Source organism: Neobacillus sp. SRL179 (genome assembly GCF_984799095.1).
Map to the genome: position 1 here is coordinate 2,827,666 of NZ_OZ481792.1, position 19,140 is coordinate 2,846,805.

Sequence of the window (19,140 nt, forward strand, 5' to 3'; positions counted from 1 at the left end):
ATGAACTCCCCTCTCCAATATTCATATTAGCTAAATCATTAACGATTTTTTATTAATGATCAACCTGATATTTCAGATCCCCCTAATAAGTTCCTACTTTTAGCTATCCGTTGTTTTTTAGATTTTTTAAAGTGGAACAATTCATAGATAACGGGAACTACCACCAAAGTTAGTAATGTTGACACGGCTAAACCACCAATTACAACAATCGCTAAGCTTTGAGAGACGAGACTTCCCATTTCCGCTTTCTTAAATAATAATGGAAGCATGGCACAGATGGTAGCAATTGCAGTCATAAGGATAGGGCGAAGTCTTGTACCCGCTGCATCTAAAATAGCATCACGCATAATCATCTTTTCTTCATTTTGCTTAACACGATCAATTAATACAATAGCATTGGTTACAACTATGCCAATTAGCATCAATGCACCGAGAAGAGCTGTTATTTCAACTGGAATTTGGCTAACTAATAATCCTGCGATTGCTCCAATGGCAGCAAGTGGTAAGGAGAACAAAATGGCTAGCGGTGCACGTAATGTTTTAAATGTAATGACCATAATTAAATATACTATTCCAATCGATACGGCCATTGTCATAAACAGGTCTGTAAAATCATCTGCTTGTTGTACAGATGCACCACCAACAAACAGATCCACATTATCCGGTAAATCTAATCCTTCGCCAGGCTTGGTACCATGGATTTTGTTATTAATTTCTTTTGAGACAATGGAAAGCTGCTCTGGATTAACCGTTGCAGTGACTCGTAAATAAGTTACCCCATTTTTATGGAGATTTTGTGTTGATTTATTTTCAATATTGAGTTTTGCAACAGATGTAATAGGGACCGATTTTTGCTGTGATGTGATCATGATTCCTTCCAAATCTTTGGTTGAACTAGGATTCAAGACAGGTTCTAAATAAACAGGCGTATTGGTACCATCTAGTTTTACACTTCCAACTGGCATACGATTTAAGAGCATACCAAGCTGTTGGGTTACTTCACTTGGTTTAGCCACTAGTGAATTTACTTCAAAAGTATAAACCGGTTTCTTCTCTTCTTGATTGGTCTCTACCTTTTCAACACCTATAATGTCCTTCATTTCCTTTTCAATCGAGGAGGCTGCAGACTCAATATCTTTAATTTGTTCGCCTACCACATCAATGGTAATCAAAGTAGAACTTCCACCGGTCAACGATCCGGCACCAGCTTGTAATTCAGCACCAGGATACTGATTCTTCTGTTCATTTACTTTATTGATAAAATGGTCAGCATTTGCATCTTTTTTCATGATAATCGTATAGGTAGCCGTAGTTGGAGATTTTACATCTCCATATTGAGCGGCATCAGGGCTATTTCCTAATTGTGTATAAATTGATTTTGGTCCATCTTGAGCCAATAAAAATTCTTCTAATTTCATCGTCTCTTTACGAACTTTTTCCATTGGTGTTTCATTTGGATAATCCAATGTAACCATTACCATTTCCGCATCCGAGTTATCTAAAGCACCTTTCGGCATAACAAAATAGGCTCCAATTGATCCAAAGAACAGCAGTCCACATGTAAGTAAAATGACCCATTTATGATTCAATGACCATTTCAACATAGAAACATAACGTTTTGGTGTATGATGTTTCGGTAGTTTAGCGTTTTTCAGTAAACCAGCACTCATTAATGGGACAACAGTTAAAGCTACAAGGAGTGATGATAATAAAGAATACGTAACAGTTAACGCAAATGGCATTAAGAAATCCTTTAATCCTGCCCCCGCCAATCCCAGCGGTAAGAAAACTGCAACTGTTGTCAATGTGGACGATGTGATCGCTGAAGCCACTTCTTTCGTTGCATCAATCACGAGTTGAATTGAGAATTTTTCATCTTGCATTTTTCGGAAAATATTTTCAATGACAACGATACTATCATCAACTAAACGTCCAACTGCAACTGCCACACCACCAATAGTTAAAATATTTAACGTAATACCTGACCGTGACAATAAGAATAGTGTTAAGCATAATGATAGTGGAATTGATACAATAGTTATAAAGGTTGAACGAATATTCCGTAAAAAAAGCATAATGACAATAGTTGCAAATAAAGCACCTAATAATACTTCTTTTACCATGCTAGTTACGGAAGTGACAACCATATCAGCGGTAGAATAGAAAACACTAACATTGACATTATCATATTTTTCAGAAAGTTCATCAGCAGTCTTTCTTACTTCTTTCACGATTGACACTGCACTAGAATTGCTGTCTTTTGTGACAATTGCAAGTAATGCATCTTTTCCATCGACATGTGTTATATTGCCTTCGTTATGTGCTTTTTGAATTTCGGCAACGTCTCCAAGTTTAACTCCAGGTAAAACTGGTAACTTCCTAAGGTCGTCAAGGCTTTCCAGATTTCCTACCACTTTAATATTACTTGTTTTTCCATCAATAGTTTTCTGACCAACGGCAGCTGCCATGTTTTGCCCTTGTAATGCCCCAAGTATGGCCTGTGCCGGTAAATTTAATTGCTGAAGCTTTTCTTGGTCTAATTCAATCGAAACTTCATTTACTCCCCGCCCGTACATGGCTACACTACCGACGCCTTTTATACTTTTTAAGGCAGGAAATATCTTTTCATCTGCTAGAGTAACATTTTCTTTCGTGATCCCTTCCTCAAACGTTACTGAAATGTCAGCAATGGGAATCATGTCTGTATTCAGTTGTACCACGATTGGTTTATTTGTGCCGTCAGGAAGTTTTATACCATCAATCGTTTTTTGTACATCATCAGCAGCTTGCTTCATATCTGTTTCTGCTTCAAAGAAGATATCTACTTTGGAAAATCCATCTCCCGTGGTGGAAAATATTTCCCGTTTCCCTTTTACCGAGGACACCGCTTTCTCTATAGGTGAAGTCACCGTATCAGTCATTGTTTCAACATCAGTACCTTGACCAAGCACAACCACCGTAACCTGAGGATTATCAGCTGTTGGTAAGAATTCCATTGGCAAGGTAAAATAGCTGACGATCCCCATCACTAAGATTAGGACAGTCGTAAGTGATACGGCAGCCTTATTCCGAAAAGACCACTTTGTAAACCAAGTCATTACTTGTTCCTCCCTAATAAATCATAAATTTTTTTAGTAAACATAAATCTGGATAGGTAGATTAGATAGTATGAAGAAGTACAATGGAGTATAAAAGAAGAGTAGTAAAAAGGTTGTGCTATTTCCAAATAGTACAAAAGTATCACCTAAACCAAAATGAATTATAACTGTTTAAATATACAAAGTAAACTAAATTTTGGGATATTTTACATTTAATTAACAATAAATCGATTTTTTTCTAAAGGGTTCCTATTGCTATCTTAGGATTGCATATTACGAGGTTTGCAAACCCTTTCAGTCTTTAATATACAATGTGGACTACAAATTCCCCCATAATAATTATCAAAATCCCTCTATATCAACAAAAATAAGCCTACAAATTACTATACAATTTGTAGGTCATTTTTAGCTCATTTCCTGTCTTTTTAATTACTCAAAAAACTGTCTATAGCAAGACTCTTTTCTTTACGTCTTCTCTAATTGATTCAATAATTTCATTTGGTAATTTTGCGGGAATTGAGGTTCCATCCTCAAATAACCAGGTATTAATAATTTCTAAATCTGCCTTCCTAAAAGTAACACTATAATTTTTATAACCGTGAATAATCTCTACTGTAGCGTATTCTTCAACCGCAAAATTATCATCGATTATCATGTTTGTAATTTCATATTGGTTCAAGTTTATTACTCCTTTTCTCACACTTTATAATATATAGCGTAAACTTTTTATGTTTGGTTATTCACTCATTTTGTTCATAAGGGATAACGTTCTTAGAAAATTCAATTATAATCAAGCCCTGCTTCTTCTAATGCAATTAGGGCTAGGGCTGACCAGTCTTGATTCTCGCGACCTTTTGCTGCTGATGCCAACAGACGATTATGTACTAAATTGGCCAAAGGCATCGGTGTTTTTGTAGCGTTTGCCTCGTCTAAAACTAAGTTGCAATCTTTAAGTCCCAGCGATAATTTAAAACCTGCTGGTTCAAATTTCTTGTTGGCTATCATCTTACCGTAACCTTGATATACTGTACAATTAAATAATGTTGACGCATACACTTCCGCTGCTAACTCCCTGTTTATCCCACTTTTTTCTGCCAAATTAAAGGCTTCTCCCATGGCTTCCATCGCAGCCAAAATCATAAAATTCCCGCCCAGCTTTATTACATTGGCATTACCTGGTTCTTCCCCAAGATCAAATACACGTTGTCCAAGAGACTCTTGTATTGGTTTGACACGTTCTTTGGCTTCACTGGGTCCTGAAGAAAGGATATTTAGCATTTGTGCTGCTGCAGCATCTGGCCTGCCAAATACCGGAGAGGCGACATAGTGACTTCCTTTCTCTTGATGGTATTTGGCCAACTTTCGTGATGTGTCCGGGGCCACAGTGCTCATTGATAAGTGAATGCCAGCTTTCCCCAACCGGTCACCAAATCCCTCAGGACCAAATACTATTTCTTCAAGTGCTTGATCGTTTGCCACCATGGTTATTACAATATTGCCTGGAGCGGCAGTATCACATGGTTTATCAACTAGTTGGGCGCCTGCCGCAACTACTTCATTTGCTTTTGCTGGCGTCCGATTATACACCTTTACCTGAAATCCAGCCTTAATTAAATTTAATACCATAGGTTGTCCCATTTTACCCAGACCAATAAAACCAATTTGCTTACTCATCGCTCTACCTCCTTTTTAAAAGTACCTTTACATTTTTATGTCTCTATCATAACGATGTAGATGGTATTTTTCAAAATTATCATTAAGGGTTTACATTAAAATAAACCAAATCAATTTGATTTGGTTTATTTTTTGTGAATATGATTACCCAAGCTAAAAGGGTAGATTTAATGATTAATTATTTATTATTGAATGCCTCGATATATATAAATAAACCATTATAATAACTTTTGACCTCATTAATGGTTAGTTTACTTCCTTTTAAAAGTGTCAATGTATCCCTATTTAAACAGCAGCCGTCACAAATTTTTTTCCAAGTTGGTGTTAGAAATTCCTGTAACCACCCCAAAAGTCGGTTTTCCAATTTCACATGCTCAAAAAGGAGAATCTTTCCTCCCGGTTTGCACACTCTAATTAATTCTTGAACTGCCTTTTCAGGATTTGGAATCGTACAAAAAACAAGTGTTGCAACAACGGAATCAAATGAATCTTCGACAAATGGAAGTGCCTCTGCACTTGCCTGAACAATTTCTATTGGTACAACTGATTGTTGATATTTTAATTGGGAACGTTCAATCATATCAAGACTAGGCTCTGTAGCAACAACTTTATCAACATCATTATATAAAGGAAAATTAATCCCTGTTCCAGACCCTATTTCAAGAACTTGTCCTGTTGCCTTGGTCAAAAGCTCCTTTCGAATCCTTTTAAACTGCTCTTTTTCTAAAGGACTCATAAAAAAATCATATCCTTTAGCAAAAACTCCGCTCACACTAATCAACTCCAAACTATTGTGGGAATCTATCGATTATCCCAATTTAAAAGAGGGTGAGTTTAGAGTTTTAAACTTGCCCGCTCAACTTTTTAATATTTAATATAGTTTTATTTCCATTAATCATCATTATATCGCAATCTCCATTCATATTTCCAAGAACGTTTTAATTTTCCAGCATCCCATTACCATAAAACTTAATGATGTATTTTTTTCATTTTTCAATGTAAAAAAGACAACCTAATACAGGTTGTCCTTTTTGTGCCTGGCAACGTCCTACTCTCACAGGGACGCGTGTCCCAACTACCATCGGCGCTGAGAAGCTTAACTTCCGTGTTCGGTATGGGAACGGGTGTGACCTTCTCGCCTTAATTACCAGACTATTTATTTAGAGGTTCATTCCCTCAAAACTAGATAATGCAGAAGAAGTTTGTAAAACGAGTAATCATTGTCCAGCTCCAGCGTCCAGCAACTAGTGTCCTTCGGTCTTTTCCCTACGATAAGTCAACATCGAATCGCTATCGCTCTTCGTGTTTCCTTTATCTCAGTCAAAGCCCTCCAGGCCATACGTTGCTAAGCGGACGCTTCCGCTTTTCTTGGTTAAGTCCTCGAACAATTAGTATCAGTCAGCTCCACATGTCGCCACGCTTCCACCTCTGACCTATCAACCTGATCATCTTTCAGGGTTCTTACTAGCTTGACGCTATGGGAAATCTCATCTTGAGGGGGGCTTCATGCTTAGATGCTTTCAGCACTTATCCCGTCCGCACATAGCTACCCAGCGATGCCTTTGGCAAGACAACTGGTACACCAGCGGTGCGTCCATCCCGGTCCTCTCGTACTAAGGACAGCTCCTCTCAAATTTCCTGCGCCCACGACGGATAGGGACCGAACTGTCTCACGACGTTCTGAACCCAGCTCGCGTACCGCTTTAATGGGCGAACAGCCCAACCCTTGGGACCGACTACAGCCCCAGGATGCGATGAGCCGACATCGAGGTGCCAAACCTCCCCGTCGATGTGGACTCTTGGGGGAGATAAGCCTGTTATCCCCGGGGTAGCTTTTATCCGTTGAGCGATGGCCCTTCCATGCGGAACCACCGGATCACTAAGCCCGACTTTCGTCCCTGCTCGACTTGTAGGTCTCGCAGTCAAGCTCCCTTGTGCCTTTACACTCTACGAATGATTTCCAACCATTCTGAGGGAACCTTTGGGCGCCTCCGTTACTCTTTAGGAGGCGACCGCCCCAGTCAAACTGCCCACCTGACACTGTCTCCCACCCCGATAAGGGGTGCGGGTTAGAATTTCAATACAGCCAGGGTAGTATCCCACCGACGCCTCCACCGAAGCTAGCGCTCCGGCTTCTCAGGCTCCTACCTATCCTGTACAAGCTGTACCAAAATTCAATATCAGGCTACAGTAAAGCTCCACGGGGTCTTTCCGTCCTGTCGCGGGTAACCTGCATCTTCACAGGTACTATAATTTCACCGAGTCTCTCGTTGAGACAGTGCCCAGATCGTTACGCCTTTCGTGCGGGTCGGAACTTACCCGACAAGGAATTTCGCTACCTTAGGACCGTTATAGTTACGGCCGCCGTTTACTGGGGCTTCGATTCAGAGCTTCGCTTGCGCTAACCCCTCCTCTTAACCTTCCAGCACCGGGCAGGCGTCAGCCCCTATACTTCGCCTTGCGGCTTCGCAGAGACCTGTGTTTTTGCTAAACAGTCGCCTGGGCCTATTCACTGCGGCTCTTCGAGGCTATGAACCTCAAAGAGCACCCCTTCTCCCGAAGTTACGGGGTCATTTTGCCGAGTTCCTTAACGAGAGTTCTCTCGCTCACCTTAGGATTCTCTCCTCGCCTACCTGTGTCGGTTTGCGGTACGGGCACCTTTTATCTCGCTAGAGGCTTTTCTTGGCAGTGTGGAATCAGGAACTTCGGTACTAAATTTCCCTCGCTGTCACAGCTCAGCCTTCACGGTGAACGGATTTTCCTATTCACCAGCCTAACTGCTTAGACGCGGCATTCCAACGCCGCGCTTACCCTATCCTCCTGCGTCCCCCCATCACTCAAACGATAAAGAGGTGGTACAGGAATATCAACCTGTTGTCCATCGCCTACGCCTTTCGGCCTCGGCTTAGGTCCCGACTAACCCTGAGCGGACGAGCCTTCCTCAGGAAACCTTAGGCATTCGGTGGATGAGATTCTCACTCATCTTTCGCTACTCATACCGGCATTCTCACTTCTAAGCGCTCCACCAGTCCTTACGGTCTAGCTTCAACGCCCTTAGAACGCTCTCCTACCACTGACACCTGATGGTGTCAATCCACAGCTTCGGTGATACGTTTAGCCCCGGTACATTTTCGGCGCAGAGTCACTCGACCAGTGAGCTATTACGCACTCTTTAAATGGTGGCTGCTTCTAAGCCAACATCCTGGTTGTCTAAGCAACTCCACATCCTTTTCCACTTAACGTATACTTTGGGACCTTAGCTGGTGGTCTGGGCTGTTTCCCTTTTGACTACGGATCTTATCACTCGCAGTCTGACTCCCACGGATAAGTCTTTGGCATTCGGAGTTTGTCTGAATTCGGTAACCCGATGAGGGCCCCTAGTCCAAACAGTGCTCTACCTCCAAGACTCTTACTACGTGAGGCTAGCCCTAAAGCTATTTCGGAGAGAACCAGCTATCTCCAAGTTCGATTGGAATTTCTCCGCTACCCACACCTCATCCCCGCACTTTTCAACGTGCGTGGGTTCGGGCCTCCATCCAGTGTTACCTGGACTTCACCCTGGACATGGGTAGATCACCTGGTTTCGGGTCTACGACCACATACTCAATTCGCCCTATTCAGACTCGCTTTCGCTGCGGCTCCGTCTTTTCAACTTAACCTTGCATGGGATCGTAACTCGCCGGTTCATTCTACAAAAGGCACGCCATCACCCATGAACGGGCTCTGACTACTTGTAGGCACACGGTTTCAGGAACTATTTCACTCCCCTTCCGGGGTGCTTTTCACCTTTCCCTCACGGTACTGGTTCACTATCGGTCACTAGGGAGTATTTAGCCTTGGGAGATGGTCCTCCCTGCTTCCGACCGGATTTCTCGTGTCCGGCCGTACTCAGGATCCACTCAGGAGGGAACGAAGTTTCAACTACAGGGTTTTTACCTTCTATGACGGACCTTTCCAGATCGCTTCATTTACCCCGTTCCTTTGTAACTCCATGTTGAGTGTCCTACAACCCCAAGAGGCAAGCCTCTTGGTTTGGGCTATGTCCCGTTTCGCTCGCCGCTACTCAGGGAATCGCGTTTGCTTTCTCTTCCTCCGGGTACTTAGATGTTTCAGTTCCCCGGGTATGCCATCAATACCCTATGTATTCAGGTAAAGATACTGCTCCATTACGAGCAGTGGGTTCCCCCATTCGGAAATCTCCGGATCAAAGCTTACTTACAGCTCCCCGAAGCATATCGGTGTTAGTCCCGTCCTTCATCGGCTCCTAGTGCCAAGGCATTCACCGTGCGCCCTTTCTAACTTAACCTAAAAGGTTATTTCTCTTAATTACTTAAGAGAGAAAACTAAAATGGCGATTACTCGATGTTTTCTTGCTTCTTCTTACGATTATCTAGTTTTCAAGGAACGAGGCTACTGACTTCAATCACATCGTGAATGAACTTCAGAGCGTTACTTCATGCTGCCTTGCGACGAGCTGAGGGATTACTTCCTCGAGCTACTGCGGCGCAGGAGCAAATGCATTGAGAGATTGTACTCTCAAAACTAAACAAACAAATAGCGGTCAACTTTTATCAGTCCACAAGGACTGCATATTCCTTAGAAAGGAGGTGATCCAGCCGCACCTTCCGATACGGCTACCTTGTTACGACTTCACCCCAATCATCTGTCCCACCTTAGGCGGCTGGCTCCTTGCGGTTACCCCACCGACTTCGGGTGTTACAAACTCTCGTGGTGTGACGGGCGGTGTGTACAAGGCCCGGGAACGTATTCACCGCGGCATGCTGATCCGCGATTACTAGCGATTCCGGCTTCATGTAGGCGAGTTGCAGCCTACAATCCGAACTGAGAATGGTTTTATGGGATTGGCTAGGCCTCGCGGCTTTGCTGCCCTTTGTACCATCCATTGTAGCACGTGTGTAGCCCAGGTCATAAGGGGCATGATGATTTGACGTCATCCCCACCTTCCTCCGGTTTGTCACCGGCAGTCTCCTTAGAGTGCCCAACTGAATGCTGGCAACTAAGAACAAGGGTTGCGCTCGTTGCGGGACTTAACCCAACATCTCACGACACGAGCTGACGACAACCATGCACCACCTGTCACTCTGTCCCCCGAAGGGGAACGTCCTATCTCTAGGAGTGTCAGAGGATGTCAAGACCTGGTAAGGTTCTTCGCGTTGCTTCGAATTAAACCACATGCTCCACCGCTTGTGCGGGCCCCCGTCAATTCCTTTGAGTTTCAGCCTTGCGGCCGTACTCCCCAGGCGGAGTGCTTAATGCGTTAGCTGCAGCACTAAGGGGCGGAAACCCCCTAACACTTAGCACTCATCGTTTACGGCGTGGACTACCAGGGTATCTAATCCTGTTTGCTCCCCACGCTTTCGCGCCTCAGCGTCAGTTACAGACCAGAAAGCCGCCTTCGCCACTGGTGTTCCTCCACATCTCTACGCATTTCACCGCTACACGTGGAATTCCGCTTTCCTCTTCTGCACTCAAGTCCCCCAGTTTCCAATGACCCTCCACGGTTGAGCCGTGGGCTTTCACATCAGACTTAAAGGACCGCCTGCGCGCGCTTTACGCCCAATAATTCCGGACAACGCTTGCCACCTACGTATTACCGCGGCTGCTGGCACGTAGTTAGCCGTGGCTTTCTGGTTAGGTACCGTCAAGGTACCGGCAGTTACTCCGGTACTTGTTCTTCCCTAACAACAGAGCTTTACGACCCGAAGGCCTTCATCGCTCACGCGGCGTTGCTCCATCAGACTTTCGTCCATTGTGGAAGATTCCCTACTGCTGCCTCCCGTAGGAGTCTGGGCCGTGTCTCAGTCCCAGTGTGGCCGATCACCCTCTCAGGTCGGCTACGCATCGTCGCCTTGGTGAGCCGTTACCTCACCAACTAGCTAATGCGCCGCGGGCCCATCTGTAAGTGTCAGCGTAAACCGACTTTCAGCTTTTCCTCATGAGAGGAAAAGAATTATCCGGTATTAGCATCGGTTTCCCGATGTTATCCCAGTCTTACAGGCAGGTTGCCCACGTGTTACTCACCCGTCCGCCGCTAACTTTTAAAAGCAAGCCTTTAAAAGTCCGCTCGACTTGCATGTATTAGGCACGCCGCCAGCGTTCGTCCTGAGCCAGGATCAAACTCTCCGAGAAAGTTGATTTAGCTCATTTTGTTACGTTGGCTTAGTTTCATACGAAACTAATATTATTGTTTGTTGACGTTTTTGTTTGTTTAGTTTTCAAAGAACAATCTACTAATCATCTTTTAGCAACATATATTATTCTAGCATAATAAATTCAGTGTGTCAAATGCTATTTATACTCTTTTAAATCCTAGTTAAATTTTCAAAAGCAACTTTACCATCATACCATCAGGATTGCCGTCAAACAATCTGTAATTATTTCAAGTTTTTTTACTTCTATATTATGCAACATTGAATTTGATCCATTTTCTCCAATATAAATTCTCTCGTATTTTAGTTTACTTATATCCTTTTCCCCATTATAAAAGACCTGTTCAACTATTAAAGTTAAATTTATAGGGTTTACATAATAAAATTATAGTTTCGTTTTTTCGCACTACTTTTACATTCGTAAAATAATTTCCTTTGTTTGAATGGAATCTAAACGATAAATGAAGGGGCAGGTTTTCATAAAATAAATTGACAGCCAAAAAGACCATTTAGATTAGAATGGCCTTTAGACTATTAATGCAATTAATCAACCGATATAGCTATGAAGGAACATTGTTCATTAACCGTTCAAGTTCTATAAATACCGCTTCATAGGCCTCCTTTTTATCAGCTATAAATTCAGTGTTTAGGTAAGTTAAGCTGCCCTCTTTATCAATCACAAAGACAGACCGAATCGCTGTCTCCCCTTTTTCGTTAAACACTCCGTAATTTTTGGTCGTTTGTTTATGCCAATCAGACACTAAAGGGTATGGAAGTGTTCCCATACTTGCTTCAAAGACTCTGTGCGAGTGAATATGATCCACACTAATCGCTATTACTTCTGCATCTAATTGTTCAAAGCGTTTGTAGTCCTCTTTCCAAGAGGCGATTTCCTTAATTCAGCCTGAAGTAAAATCCATTCCATAAAAGGCAACGACTATGTTTTTCTTGCCGCGATATTCAGACAACGTGAGAGTTTCCTTTGTTGTAGATGGTAAAGTAAAATCGGGAGTCAAATCTCCAATTTTCAATAACATACCCATCTTTTCCTCCTTCCAACTATATTAATGTTCATATCTTTCTTCTGTATAATTTCCACTTTTAACTATAAATAAGCAGGGTAATTTTTTCTTAATTTTAAACATAACTTCATGTCCTCTTAAATTTTATATAAATCAAAAATCAAATTTATTATCTCAATATTTAAAAAATATGATATAGTCAAGAAAAGAAAAATTGGAGTGATAAATTATGAAACTGCAAGTAGACCGTACCTATAATTTTAATGCTGGTCCATCTGCTTTACCCTATCCAGTTTTAGAGAAAGCGCAACAAGAATTGATTGACTTTAGAGGTACGGGTATGTCGATTATGGAGCTAAGCCATCGCAGTAAAGCCTATGAAGAGGTACATAATCAAGCTATTTGTAGTCTAAAGGAATTATTGTCGATACCTGACAATTATGAAGTTCTATTTTTGCAGGGCGGGGCTAGTCTTCAATTTTCAATGATTCCGATGAACTTTTTACAAAAAGGGAAAAAGTCTGGATATGTTATGACTGGCTCTTGGTCAGAGAAGGCATTTTCCGAGGCAAAGCTGTTCGGTGATGTATATCATGCTGCTTCTACAAAAGAAGGTAATTATCGCAGTATTCCAAGGGTTGAACAATTACAGTACAATCCAACGGATACTTATTTACATATTACCTCTAACAATACTATTTATGGCACACAGTGGAAAGACTATCCAGACACTGGAGAAGTTCCGTTAATTGCAGACATGTCGAGTGATATTTTGTCAAAGCCAATTGATGTCAGCAAATTTGCCCTTATTTATGCTGGTGCTCAGAAAAATCTTGGTCCATCAGGTGTAACAGTGGTCATCATACGGAAGGATTTACTTGATCAAGCGAATACAAATATTCCAACTATGTTAAAGTACAGCACCCATGTGAAAAATAATTCATTATATAACACACCGCCAACTTTTGGCATTTATATGTTGGGAGAAGTTCTGAACTGGGCTCGTGAACTAGGTGGATTAGATAATATTTCAAAACTGAATGACCAAAAAGCAGCCTTAATTTATGAAGCCATCGATACAAGTAATGATTTTTACATTGGTCATGCAGAACAAAACAGCCGTTCGCTTATGAACATTACCTTTAATTTAAAAACGGAAGAATTAGAAAAGAAATTTCTAGAACAGGCAAAACAAGAAGGTTTTGTAGGAGTGAATGGGCATCGATCCATTGGCGGGTGCCGTGTTTCAGCATACAATGCTGTCCCGCTTGAGGCATGCCAGGCATTCAGTGATTTCATGGTACAATTCCAGTCAAAAAATAGCTAAAATGAAAATCACCCTCAACTAAGAGGGTGATTTTCATTTTATATAATAGTAGTAGCTTTCCGTTTACTGTACATGAATTCCTGTAAGTTTTTTAACGACTGTTCTTTTCAGAATTAGACCTTTATTATTATTTCCCATCAACAACCTCTTTTAAAATTTCATAAGATTGTTTTTGTTTTTCAGGATCATAAATATACGAAACAGCCATAATTTCATCCACATTGTAGCGTTCTTGAAAAGCATTAAATTGATTGCGAATGGTTTCTTTACTGCCCATAAATGTCACACTCGACATGGAAGATGCCATTTCCTTTTCCATTGCATTCCAAAGTTCATTAATGTTTTCAACCGGCGGTTTTAATTTATTTTGCGAACCCCTAACAACATTTAGGAAAAATTGTTGCATGGTTGTCGATAACCATTCTGCTTCCTCATCGGTTTCAGCTGCTATTACATTTAAACAAACCATCATATAAGGTTTATCCAAGTAGGCTGATGGTTGAAAGCGATCACGATAAATTGAAATCGCTTCTTCCATGTACCGTGGTGCAAAGTGGGATGCAAATACGTAAGGCAGACCCAAACTTGCTGCTAAATAAGCTGAATCTGTTGAAGATCCAAGAATATATATTGGAACATTTGTTCCTACCCCTGGATATGCCTTCACATATCCCTGGTGTTCTTCTGTACCAAAATATGTCAATAAGGCTTGAACATCATTAGGAAAAGTATAAACAGAATCATTTTTCGACCGTCTTAAAGCATTAGCAGTCATCATGTCAGTTCCAGGAGCACGACCAAGACCAAGATCAACCCGATTTGGATAGATGGCGGCCATAGTCCCAAATTGTTCAGCAACCACTAATGGTGAATGGTTGGGCAGCATAATCCCACCAGATCCAACATGGATATGATTGGTATGTTCTAATGTATGTTTAATTAATATGGAGGTAGCTGAACTGACAAGCGTGGGTGTGTTATGATGCTCTGCAATCCAATATCGTTGATATCCCAATTTCTCTACTGCTTGCGCAAGTTCGACCATTGCTTCAATTGCTTCTTTAGAATCTTGTCCTTCCCGGATTGGGGCCAGATTTAGGACAGAAACAGGTATCTGTGTAGTTGGCATAATATATTTCCTTTCGTTAGAAGATGTATCACTATAGTAACAATTGGTAAAGCAGAAACAAAAAAATATGCTTGACATGCCTCTCTTTAGAGTTTCATTTCAGTTAAATTCAATATATATGTATAAAGTGAATGTAGGATTATAATGATAAAAACGGACTGCCTCTTCGGCAGTCCACCATTAAAACTATTTTAGCTTATTATTGTTTGGTTCTTGGATCTGTACATGTTTTGGCCTCTCTGGATAGGTACCCTTCCCGTCATTAGGACCCGTTAAGTCGTTTCTTTGATCAAGAACCTTTCCGGTATACTCTATCGGATTTTTCTCTGCCATTTTTTCACCTCCAACTTTAACAGACTTTCCGCAGTTTCTAACTAACTCTGTTTTCCTTTATATTTCAGTTTATATTCTGCTTCGCTCATATTTGGATTATTGAGCGGTGGACTTTTACTTAGGGCCTTTTTCAACTCAGCACTTATATCTTTGTTTGTATTATATTTTTGTTCCAAATAGCATGCCTCCTTTTAGCTATTATTATGGACTACAATAAATTGTTCATTCTTTGATTACTTTTAGCCTTTGACTCATAAATTTTTATACCAATGATGTGATTTCTCATTACTCACATAATTTTTTTACTTAGACTCAAATTGTATTATTAAAAAAATGAAGCAGCCTATTGTGACTGCCTCACTTAATAAATGTTTTGATCATTTGTTTGCCCAATCTTGACCCCCTTTCTAGTCGAGAAAGAATGATAAATATTCGATTTCACCTCCCTGTTTATTGGCTTTTTTATTACATTTTTATTATTTCCACATTTTTTCAAGTTTTGGACTTTACTTGTTACAGTCTTGTGAAATATAATATTGCAAATGAAACTATTCTATTTAATCTGGAGTATTATGTGCAGCCTTTTTGATACTGGACTTTTAGGGGATATAGAGTTTTAGAGGAAAGGTTTAACGGGTGAAAGAATTTATACTTTACTGATAAGACGAGTTACGGAATAGCACAAACATTTTTTACTGAATGATTAATTGCTGTTCTAAACACCCATACAATATCAGTCAATATACCTAGTTCGACCATAATTTCTTTAAGATCCCAATAAAGTTCATTTTTCCTATGATAATAAAATTCTCCACTTTCCGTCTTTAATATCGTAAGGGTACCGACAGGATTAATTGTTTGTATAGTGAGGTAAAATTTTTCTCCATTCCACTTTGCATATGTTTCAAATTTGGAAAGAAAGTCAGAAGCTTCACTTTTGCTTCTTATCAATTTATTCACTCCCCTTATATTAATGAGTATGGAAATTATATGAATGTTATATCGTAGATATTACCTGTAAAACTTAATTTGTATGTTTATGATTATAGGAAGAATCAGGTATGGCTGCAATTATCTTGAAAGGTAGACTTCAATTCTTTATCAAACGTCAAGTTTAATATTTTTCCAATCATTTGTTTCATTGGACCAAAAGTCCATGGTAAAAACAGGTGAAAATGTGGAGATATTATTTTTCATAAATATTTGTTATAATAAAGTGTCTTTAACATTATTGAGGGGGAACTATATTTTTATGTCAGTTGAAGTAGGCAGTAAAGTACAAGGTAAAGTAACAGGAATCACTAATTTTGGAGCATTCGTGGAATTACCCGGTGGCACAACTGGTCTAGTGCACATTAGTGAGGTAGCGGATAGCTATGTAAAAGATGTTAATGATCATCTAAAAATAGGTGATGTAATTGAAGTGAAAGTAATTAGTGAGAAAGACGGAAAAACTGCCCTATCCATCAAAAAAGCAATTGATAAACCTGAAGGACAAGCTTCTTCATATTCACAACGCCCAAGGCAAGGAAGAACGGATAACCGTTCCAAAGACTTCCGTTCAAAAGGAAATTTCAAACCAAAGGAAAGTTTTGAAGATAAGATGGCTAAGTTCTTAAAGTCAAGTGAAGAGAACTTATCTAGCCTTAAGCGCAACACCGAAACAAAACGTGGCGGCCGAGGCGGAAGACGCGGATAATTAATTGCGGATATATATATCTTCATAAAATACAGGCAAGCTTGTTTAACAACATGCTTGCCTTAAAAATGGTGCCTGACACCATTAAGTATGATTACACGTTGTCTACTGTGTAAAATGAAGTAAGTTTTTCATCATGAAGATGAAAAACTTTTTTTATTTCTTCTTTCGGATTCGGATTCCTTTTTCCTCATAAATTTGACAAACCATATAACCGTATAATTTTGCTATCGTATTCTATATGAACAAATGGAAAGGATTTAAAATAAATAATGAAATGTATTTCAATAGATTTAGACGGAACACTATTAAACTCACACCATGAAATATCCGACGAAAATGCTAAAGTATTACAGGAATTAAATGAACAAGGCTACTTTCTCATCCTGAATACTGGCAGAGCGTATGCAGATGTAATAAAGTTAAAAGCTATTCAAAATTTTGAGATTCCTATTTTTTGTATTAATGGGTCGGTTTTATACTCTGGATTAAAAGAACTATTATTTGAAGCGACGTTATCCACTTCGACCTATAAAGAAATTTTCTCAATTTTAAAAGGATTAGACGTAGGTATTCTTGTTTACACAAATCAAGGAGGCTTTCCTTCCACTTTGCCCCCACTACACGGAAAAAGCAAACAAGAACTAGATGAACTCTTCCAAACTTTTAATTATGATGAAATTCTTGAACAAAAAAATTTAAAAATCTATAAACTGATCGCATTGGTCCATCTTGACCAACTAGAAAAAATAGAAGAGGTAAACGCAGCTTTAGCAGGTAATTTTGCTATCTCAACGGCATCTTCCTTTCCAAATAATGTGGAGATTACTTCAAGCGATGCACATAAAGGGAAGGCTATACTACGGTATCAGGACATCATGAATCTTCATTTTGATGAGATTATTGCTTTTGGTGACGGAGGAAACGACCTTGCTCAATTTGAAGTAGCGACTACTTCCATCGCGATGGGCAACGCCCCGCTCCACATTCAACAAAAAGCGGATATCGTAACAAAGAGCAACGATGAAGATGGTTTTGCCTATGCTGTACGAAATCTTTTACATTTAATTTAAAATGGTTCAGATGGAAAATGAGCATCCTGAAAAATTTGGGGCTTGTTTTCCTTTTTTTATAAAAAATTTTTTTAAATCATCCTCCATTTAATATTTAGTTAATAGCTTCATAATTTCTCTTTTTCGATCCTTATTTATTATTCTTGTTAAATCCAGAGCCACCTCGTGCCCCCTATGTTTGGATCTCAACACTTCTCTAATTGCCTTTTTGACACTTGCTTCATCGTCAGTAACGACAATTACGTTCCGGAGCATCGTATTCCCCCTCCTAAATGGAGTTCCAATGGCAAATTCACTCTGCTATTAAACCCCATTTATTTTTTTAATAATCAATAAATTTATTATAACGGTCCCTCCATTTCCCGGCTACTATTCCTTCCATAACGAAATTATATTGGAAAAAACGTCTAAATAGACAAAGAAAAAATGATTATCAATGTGATAATCATTCTCCTAAAAGATATGGTGGAGGTTCATATTCATTAATGACGGAATTAGAATTGCCCCCCAAATTAACGTAATTAAAGCGGCAAAGATCATTGCCAATGATGAAAAGGTAGCCTCCTGCTTTCCATATTCAAGTGCTTTATTAGTCCCAACTCCATGGGCTCCCATACCGAGCGCGAGGCCTTTAGCGATGGGCGTTTTGATGGAGAGCCATTTCATCACAAATGGTCCAACAATTCCCCCAATGACACCGGTTATAATGACAAAAACAGTTGTTAATGTGGGCAGCCCACCGATTTCCTTCGAAACTTCAATCGCAATTGGAGTGGTAATCGATCTAGGCAGGATGGAAATGATAAAATCATACTTTAAGTGAAGCAATTTGGACAATCCAAACGTTGAAAATATGGCAACAAGCGTCCCAGAGGTGATACTGATCATGATGGTAGCTATATATTTTTTAATCATTCCTAAGTTTTTATAGATAGGTACTGCAAATGCCACTGTCGCTGGTCCAAGTAAATGGGTTAGCCATTTGGTATCAATCAGATATTGATTCGCTGAGACATTCGTGGCTAAAATAAGGAAAATTAATAAGATCGGTGCGAGTAATAAGGGATGAAATAACGGATTACTTTTTTTAACATAGACAATTTTGGAAAAACGGTAAATGAGATACGTTGCAATTGTAAAAAGAATCATCATCAATGTTGTTCCCCCCTTTTCAAACCTGTTATTTTATCGGCAATCAATGCTGTCATACCCATTACTATGATGGTGCTAAGCCCAATTAAAACAACGATTTCCACTCCCTGAACACTTAGAATTTCATCATAATTCACAATTCCCACTGCCGAAGGTATAAAGAAAAGCAGCAATTCTGCTAATAGCCAATTCGCTCCTTTTTCCACCCAATCCAGCTTAACGATTTTAAAATAAAGTGCTAAAAAAAGCACGAATAACCCGAACATAGAGGCAGGAATCGGCAGTGGGATAATCTCTTTAAGTGCCGCACCTAGAAATAGAAATACATGTAAAAATAATACCTGTAACACAATTACTCCAAGTTTCATTGTGAAAATCCTCTCTTTATGCAAAAAAGGAGCTGCTATACTCCTTTTGGATTCGCTAATTTACTATAGAGTAATCGTACGCTTATTTTTGATAT

At 40.0% G+C, this 19,140-nt stretch carries 15 protein-coding genes and 3 rRNA genes; 3 read left to right on the top strand and 15 right to left on the bottom strand.

Features of this window, described 5'->3' with window-relative positions; genetic code table 11:
- Positions 1-59: 59 nt before the first annotated feature.
- The 8 genes from AC4E8C_RS13830 to AC4E8C_RS13865 all read right to left on the bottom strand — a co-directional run bounded on the left by AC4E8C_RS13830 (position 60) and on the right by AC4E8C_RS13865 (position 11,985).
- The gene (locus AC4E8C_RS13830) at positions 60-3,098 is read right to left on the bottom strand and encodes an efflux RND transporter permease subunit (protein WP_490207265.1); all 3,039 of its coding nucleotides are present in this window, start codon (positions 3,096-3,098) and stop codon (positions 60-62) included.
- 445 nt (positions 3,099-3,543) lie between these two features.
- The gene (locus AC4E8C_RS13835; protein WP_490207266.1) at positions 3,544-3,777 is read right to left on the bottom strand and encodes a hypothetical protein; all 234 of its coding nucleotides are present in this window, start codon (positions 3,775-3,777) and stop codon (positions 3,544-3,546) included.
- 101 nt (positions 3,778-3,878) lie between these two features.
- Positions 3,879-4,772, bottom strand: a complete 894-nt coding sequence (locus tag AC4E8C_RS13840; protein WP_490207267.1) for an NAD(P)-dependent oxidoreductase — start codon at positions 4,770-4,772, stop codon at positions 3,879-3,881.
- 178 nt (positions 4,773-4,950) lie between these two features.
- Entirely contained in the window at positions 4,951-5,544 is a 594-nt protein-coding gene (locus AC4E8C_RS13845) for a class I SAM-dependent methyltransferase (RefSeq protein WP_490207268.1), read from the bottom strand.
- Positions 5,545-5,807: 263 nt separating this feature from the next.
- A 5S ribosomal RNA gene (gene rrf / locus AC4E8C_RS13850) occupies positions 5,808-5,924 on the bottom strand.
- A gap of 216 nt (positions 5,925-6,140) precedes the next feature.
- A 23S ribosomal RNA gene (locus AC4E8C_RS13855) occupies positions 6,141-9,078 on the bottom strand.
- 294 nt (positions 9,079-9,372) lie between these two features.
- Positions 9,373-10,922: ribosomal RNA gene (locus tag AC4E8C_RS13860) — 16S ribosomal RNA — on the bottom strand.
- Together the 16S, 23S and 5S rRNA genes form the textbook arrangement of a ribosomal RNA operon.
- A gap of 580 nt (positions 10,923-11,502) precedes the next feature.
- Positions 11,503-11,985, bottom strand: a complete 483-nt coding sequence (locus AC4E8C_RS13865; protein WP_490207269.1) for a redoxin domain-containing protein — start codon at positions 11,983-11,985, stop codon at positions 11,503-11,505.
- 208 nt (positions 11,986-12,193) lie between these two features.
- Here AC4E8C_RS13865 and serC point away from each other — a divergent pair, with 208 nt between their 5' ends.
- On the top strand, positions 12,194-13,291 hold the full coding sequence (gene serC, locus AC4E8C_RS13870; RefSeq protein WP_490207270.1) for a 3-phosphoserine/phosphohydroxythreonine transaminase: 1,098 nt from the start codon (positions 12,194-12,196) through the stop codon (positions 13,289-13,291).
- Positions 13,292-13,418: 127 nt separating this feature from the next.
- Here serC and AC4E8C_RS13875 read toward each other — a convergent pair whose 3' ends face one another.
- From AC4E8C_RS13875 to AC4E8C_RS13890, 4 genes are all read right to left on the bottom strand, one after another.
- The gene (locus AC4E8C_RS13875; RefSeq protein ID WP_490207271.1) at positions 13,419-14,420 is read right to left on the bottom strand and encodes an LLM class flavin-dependent oxidoreductase; all 1,002 of its coding nucleotides are present in this window, start codon (positions 14,418-14,420) and stop codon (positions 13,419-13,421) included.
- Positions 14,421-14,606: 186 nt separating this feature from the next.
- Complete coding sequence (locus AC4E8C_RS13880; protein WP_490207272.1) at positions 14,607-14,753, bottom strand: hypothetical protein; 147 nt, start codon at positions 14,751-14,753, stop codon at positions 14,607-14,609.
- Positions 14,754-14,794: 41 nt separating this feature from the next.
- The gene (locus AC4E8C_RS13885; RefSeq protein ID WP_490207273.1) at positions 14,795-14,929 is read right to left on the bottom strand and encodes a hypothetical protein; all 135 of its coding nucleotides are present in this window, start codon (positions 14,927-14,929) and stop codon (positions 14,795-14,797) included.
- A 493-nt stretch (positions 14,930-15,422) separates the two neighbouring features.
- Complete coding sequence (locus tag AC4E8C_RS13890; RefSeq protein WP_490207274.1) at positions 15,423-15,704, bottom strand: hypothetical protein; 282 nt, start codon at positions 15,702-15,704, stop codon at positions 15,423-15,425.
- Positions 15,705-16,005: 301 nt separating this feature from the next.
- Between AC4E8C_RS13890 and AC4E8C_RS13895 the strand changes: the two genes are divergently transcribed.
- Positions 16,006-16,452: a S1 domain-containing RNA-binding protein gene (locus tag AC4E8C_RS13895; protein WP_490207275.1), complete on the top strand. Its 447-nt coding sequence runs from the start codon at positions 16,006-16,008 to the stop codon at positions 16,450-16,452.
- 272 nt (positions 16,453-16,724) lie between these two features.
- The gene (locus tag AC4E8C_RS13900) at positions 16,725-17,525 is read left to right on the top strand and encodes an HAD family hydrolase (protein WP_490207276.1); all 801 of its coding nucleotides are present in this window, start codon (positions 16,725-16,727) and stop codon (positions 17,523-17,525) included.
- Positions 17,526-17,612: 87 nt separating this feature from the next.
- Here the strand turns inward: AC4E8C_RS13900 and AC4E8C_RS13905 are convergent, their stop codons facing one another.
- The 3 genes from AC4E8C_RS13905 to AC4E8C_RS13915 form a co-directional block, all read right to left on the bottom strand.
- The gene (locus AC4E8C_RS13905; RefSeq protein WP_490207277.1) at positions 17,613-17,780 is read right to left on the bottom strand and encodes a hypothetical protein; all 168 of its coding nucleotides are present in this window, start codon (positions 17,778-17,780) and stop codon (positions 17,613-17,615) included.
- Positions 17,781-17,978: 198 nt separating this feature from the next.
- Positions 17,979-18,677: an LrgB family protein gene (locus tag AC4E8C_RS13910; RefSeq protein WP_490212561.1), complete on the bottom strand. Its 699-nt coding sequence runs from the start codon at positions 18,675-18,677 to the stop codon at positions 17,979-17,981.
- Complete coding sequence (locus AC4E8C_RS13915; protein WP_490207278.1) at positions 18,677-19,045, bottom strand: CidA/LrgA family protein; 369 nt, start codon at positions 19,043-19,045, stop codon at positions 18,677-18,679. The genes AC4E8C_RS13910 and AC4E8C_RS13915 overlap by 1 nt, the downstream gene beginning before the upstream one ends.
- Between the last annotated feature and the right edge of the window lie 95 nt (positions 19,046-19,140).

Coding starts and splice junctions, on each gene's coding strand:
- AC4E8C_RS13875 (WP_490207271.1), bottom strand. CDS start 14,420: ATGCCAACTACACAGATACCTGTTTCTGTCCTAAATCTGGCCCCAATC.
- AC4E8C_RS13905 (WP_490207277.1), bottom strand. CDS start 17,780: ATGCTCCGGAACGTAATTGTCGTTACTGACGATGAAGCAAGTGTCAAA.
- AC4E8C_RS13840 (WP_490207267.1), bottom strand. CDS start 4,772: ATGAGTAAGCAAATTGGTTTTATTGGTCTGGGTAAAATGGGACAACCT.
- AC4E8C_RS13895 (WP_490207275.1), top strand. CDS start 16,006: ATGTCAGTTGAAGTAGGCAGTAAAGTACAAGGTAAAGTAACAGGAATC.
- serC (WP_490207270.1), top strand. CDS start 12,194: ATGAAACTGCAAGTAGACCGTACCTATAATTTTAATGCTGGTCCATCT.
- AC4E8C_RS13880 (WP_490207272.1), bottom strand. CDS start 14,753: ATGGCAGAGAAAAATCCGATAGAGTATACCGGAAAGGTTCTTGATCAA.
- AC4E8C_RS13910 (WP_490212561.1), bottom strand. CDS start 18,677: ATGATGATTCTTTTTACAATTGCAACGTATCTCATTTACCGTTTTTCC.
- AC4E8C_RS13915 (WP_490207278.1), bottom strand. CDS start 19,045: ATGAAACTTGGAGTAATTGTGTTACAGGTATTATTTTTACATGTATTT.
- AC4E8C_RS13830 (WP_490207265.1), bottom strand. CDS start 3,098: ATGACTTGGTTTACAAAGTGGTCTTTTCGGAATAAGGCTGCCGTATCA.
- AC4E8C_RS13900 (WP_490207276.1), top strand. CDS start 16,725: ATGAAATGTATTTCAATAGATTTAGACGGAACACTATTAAACTCACAC.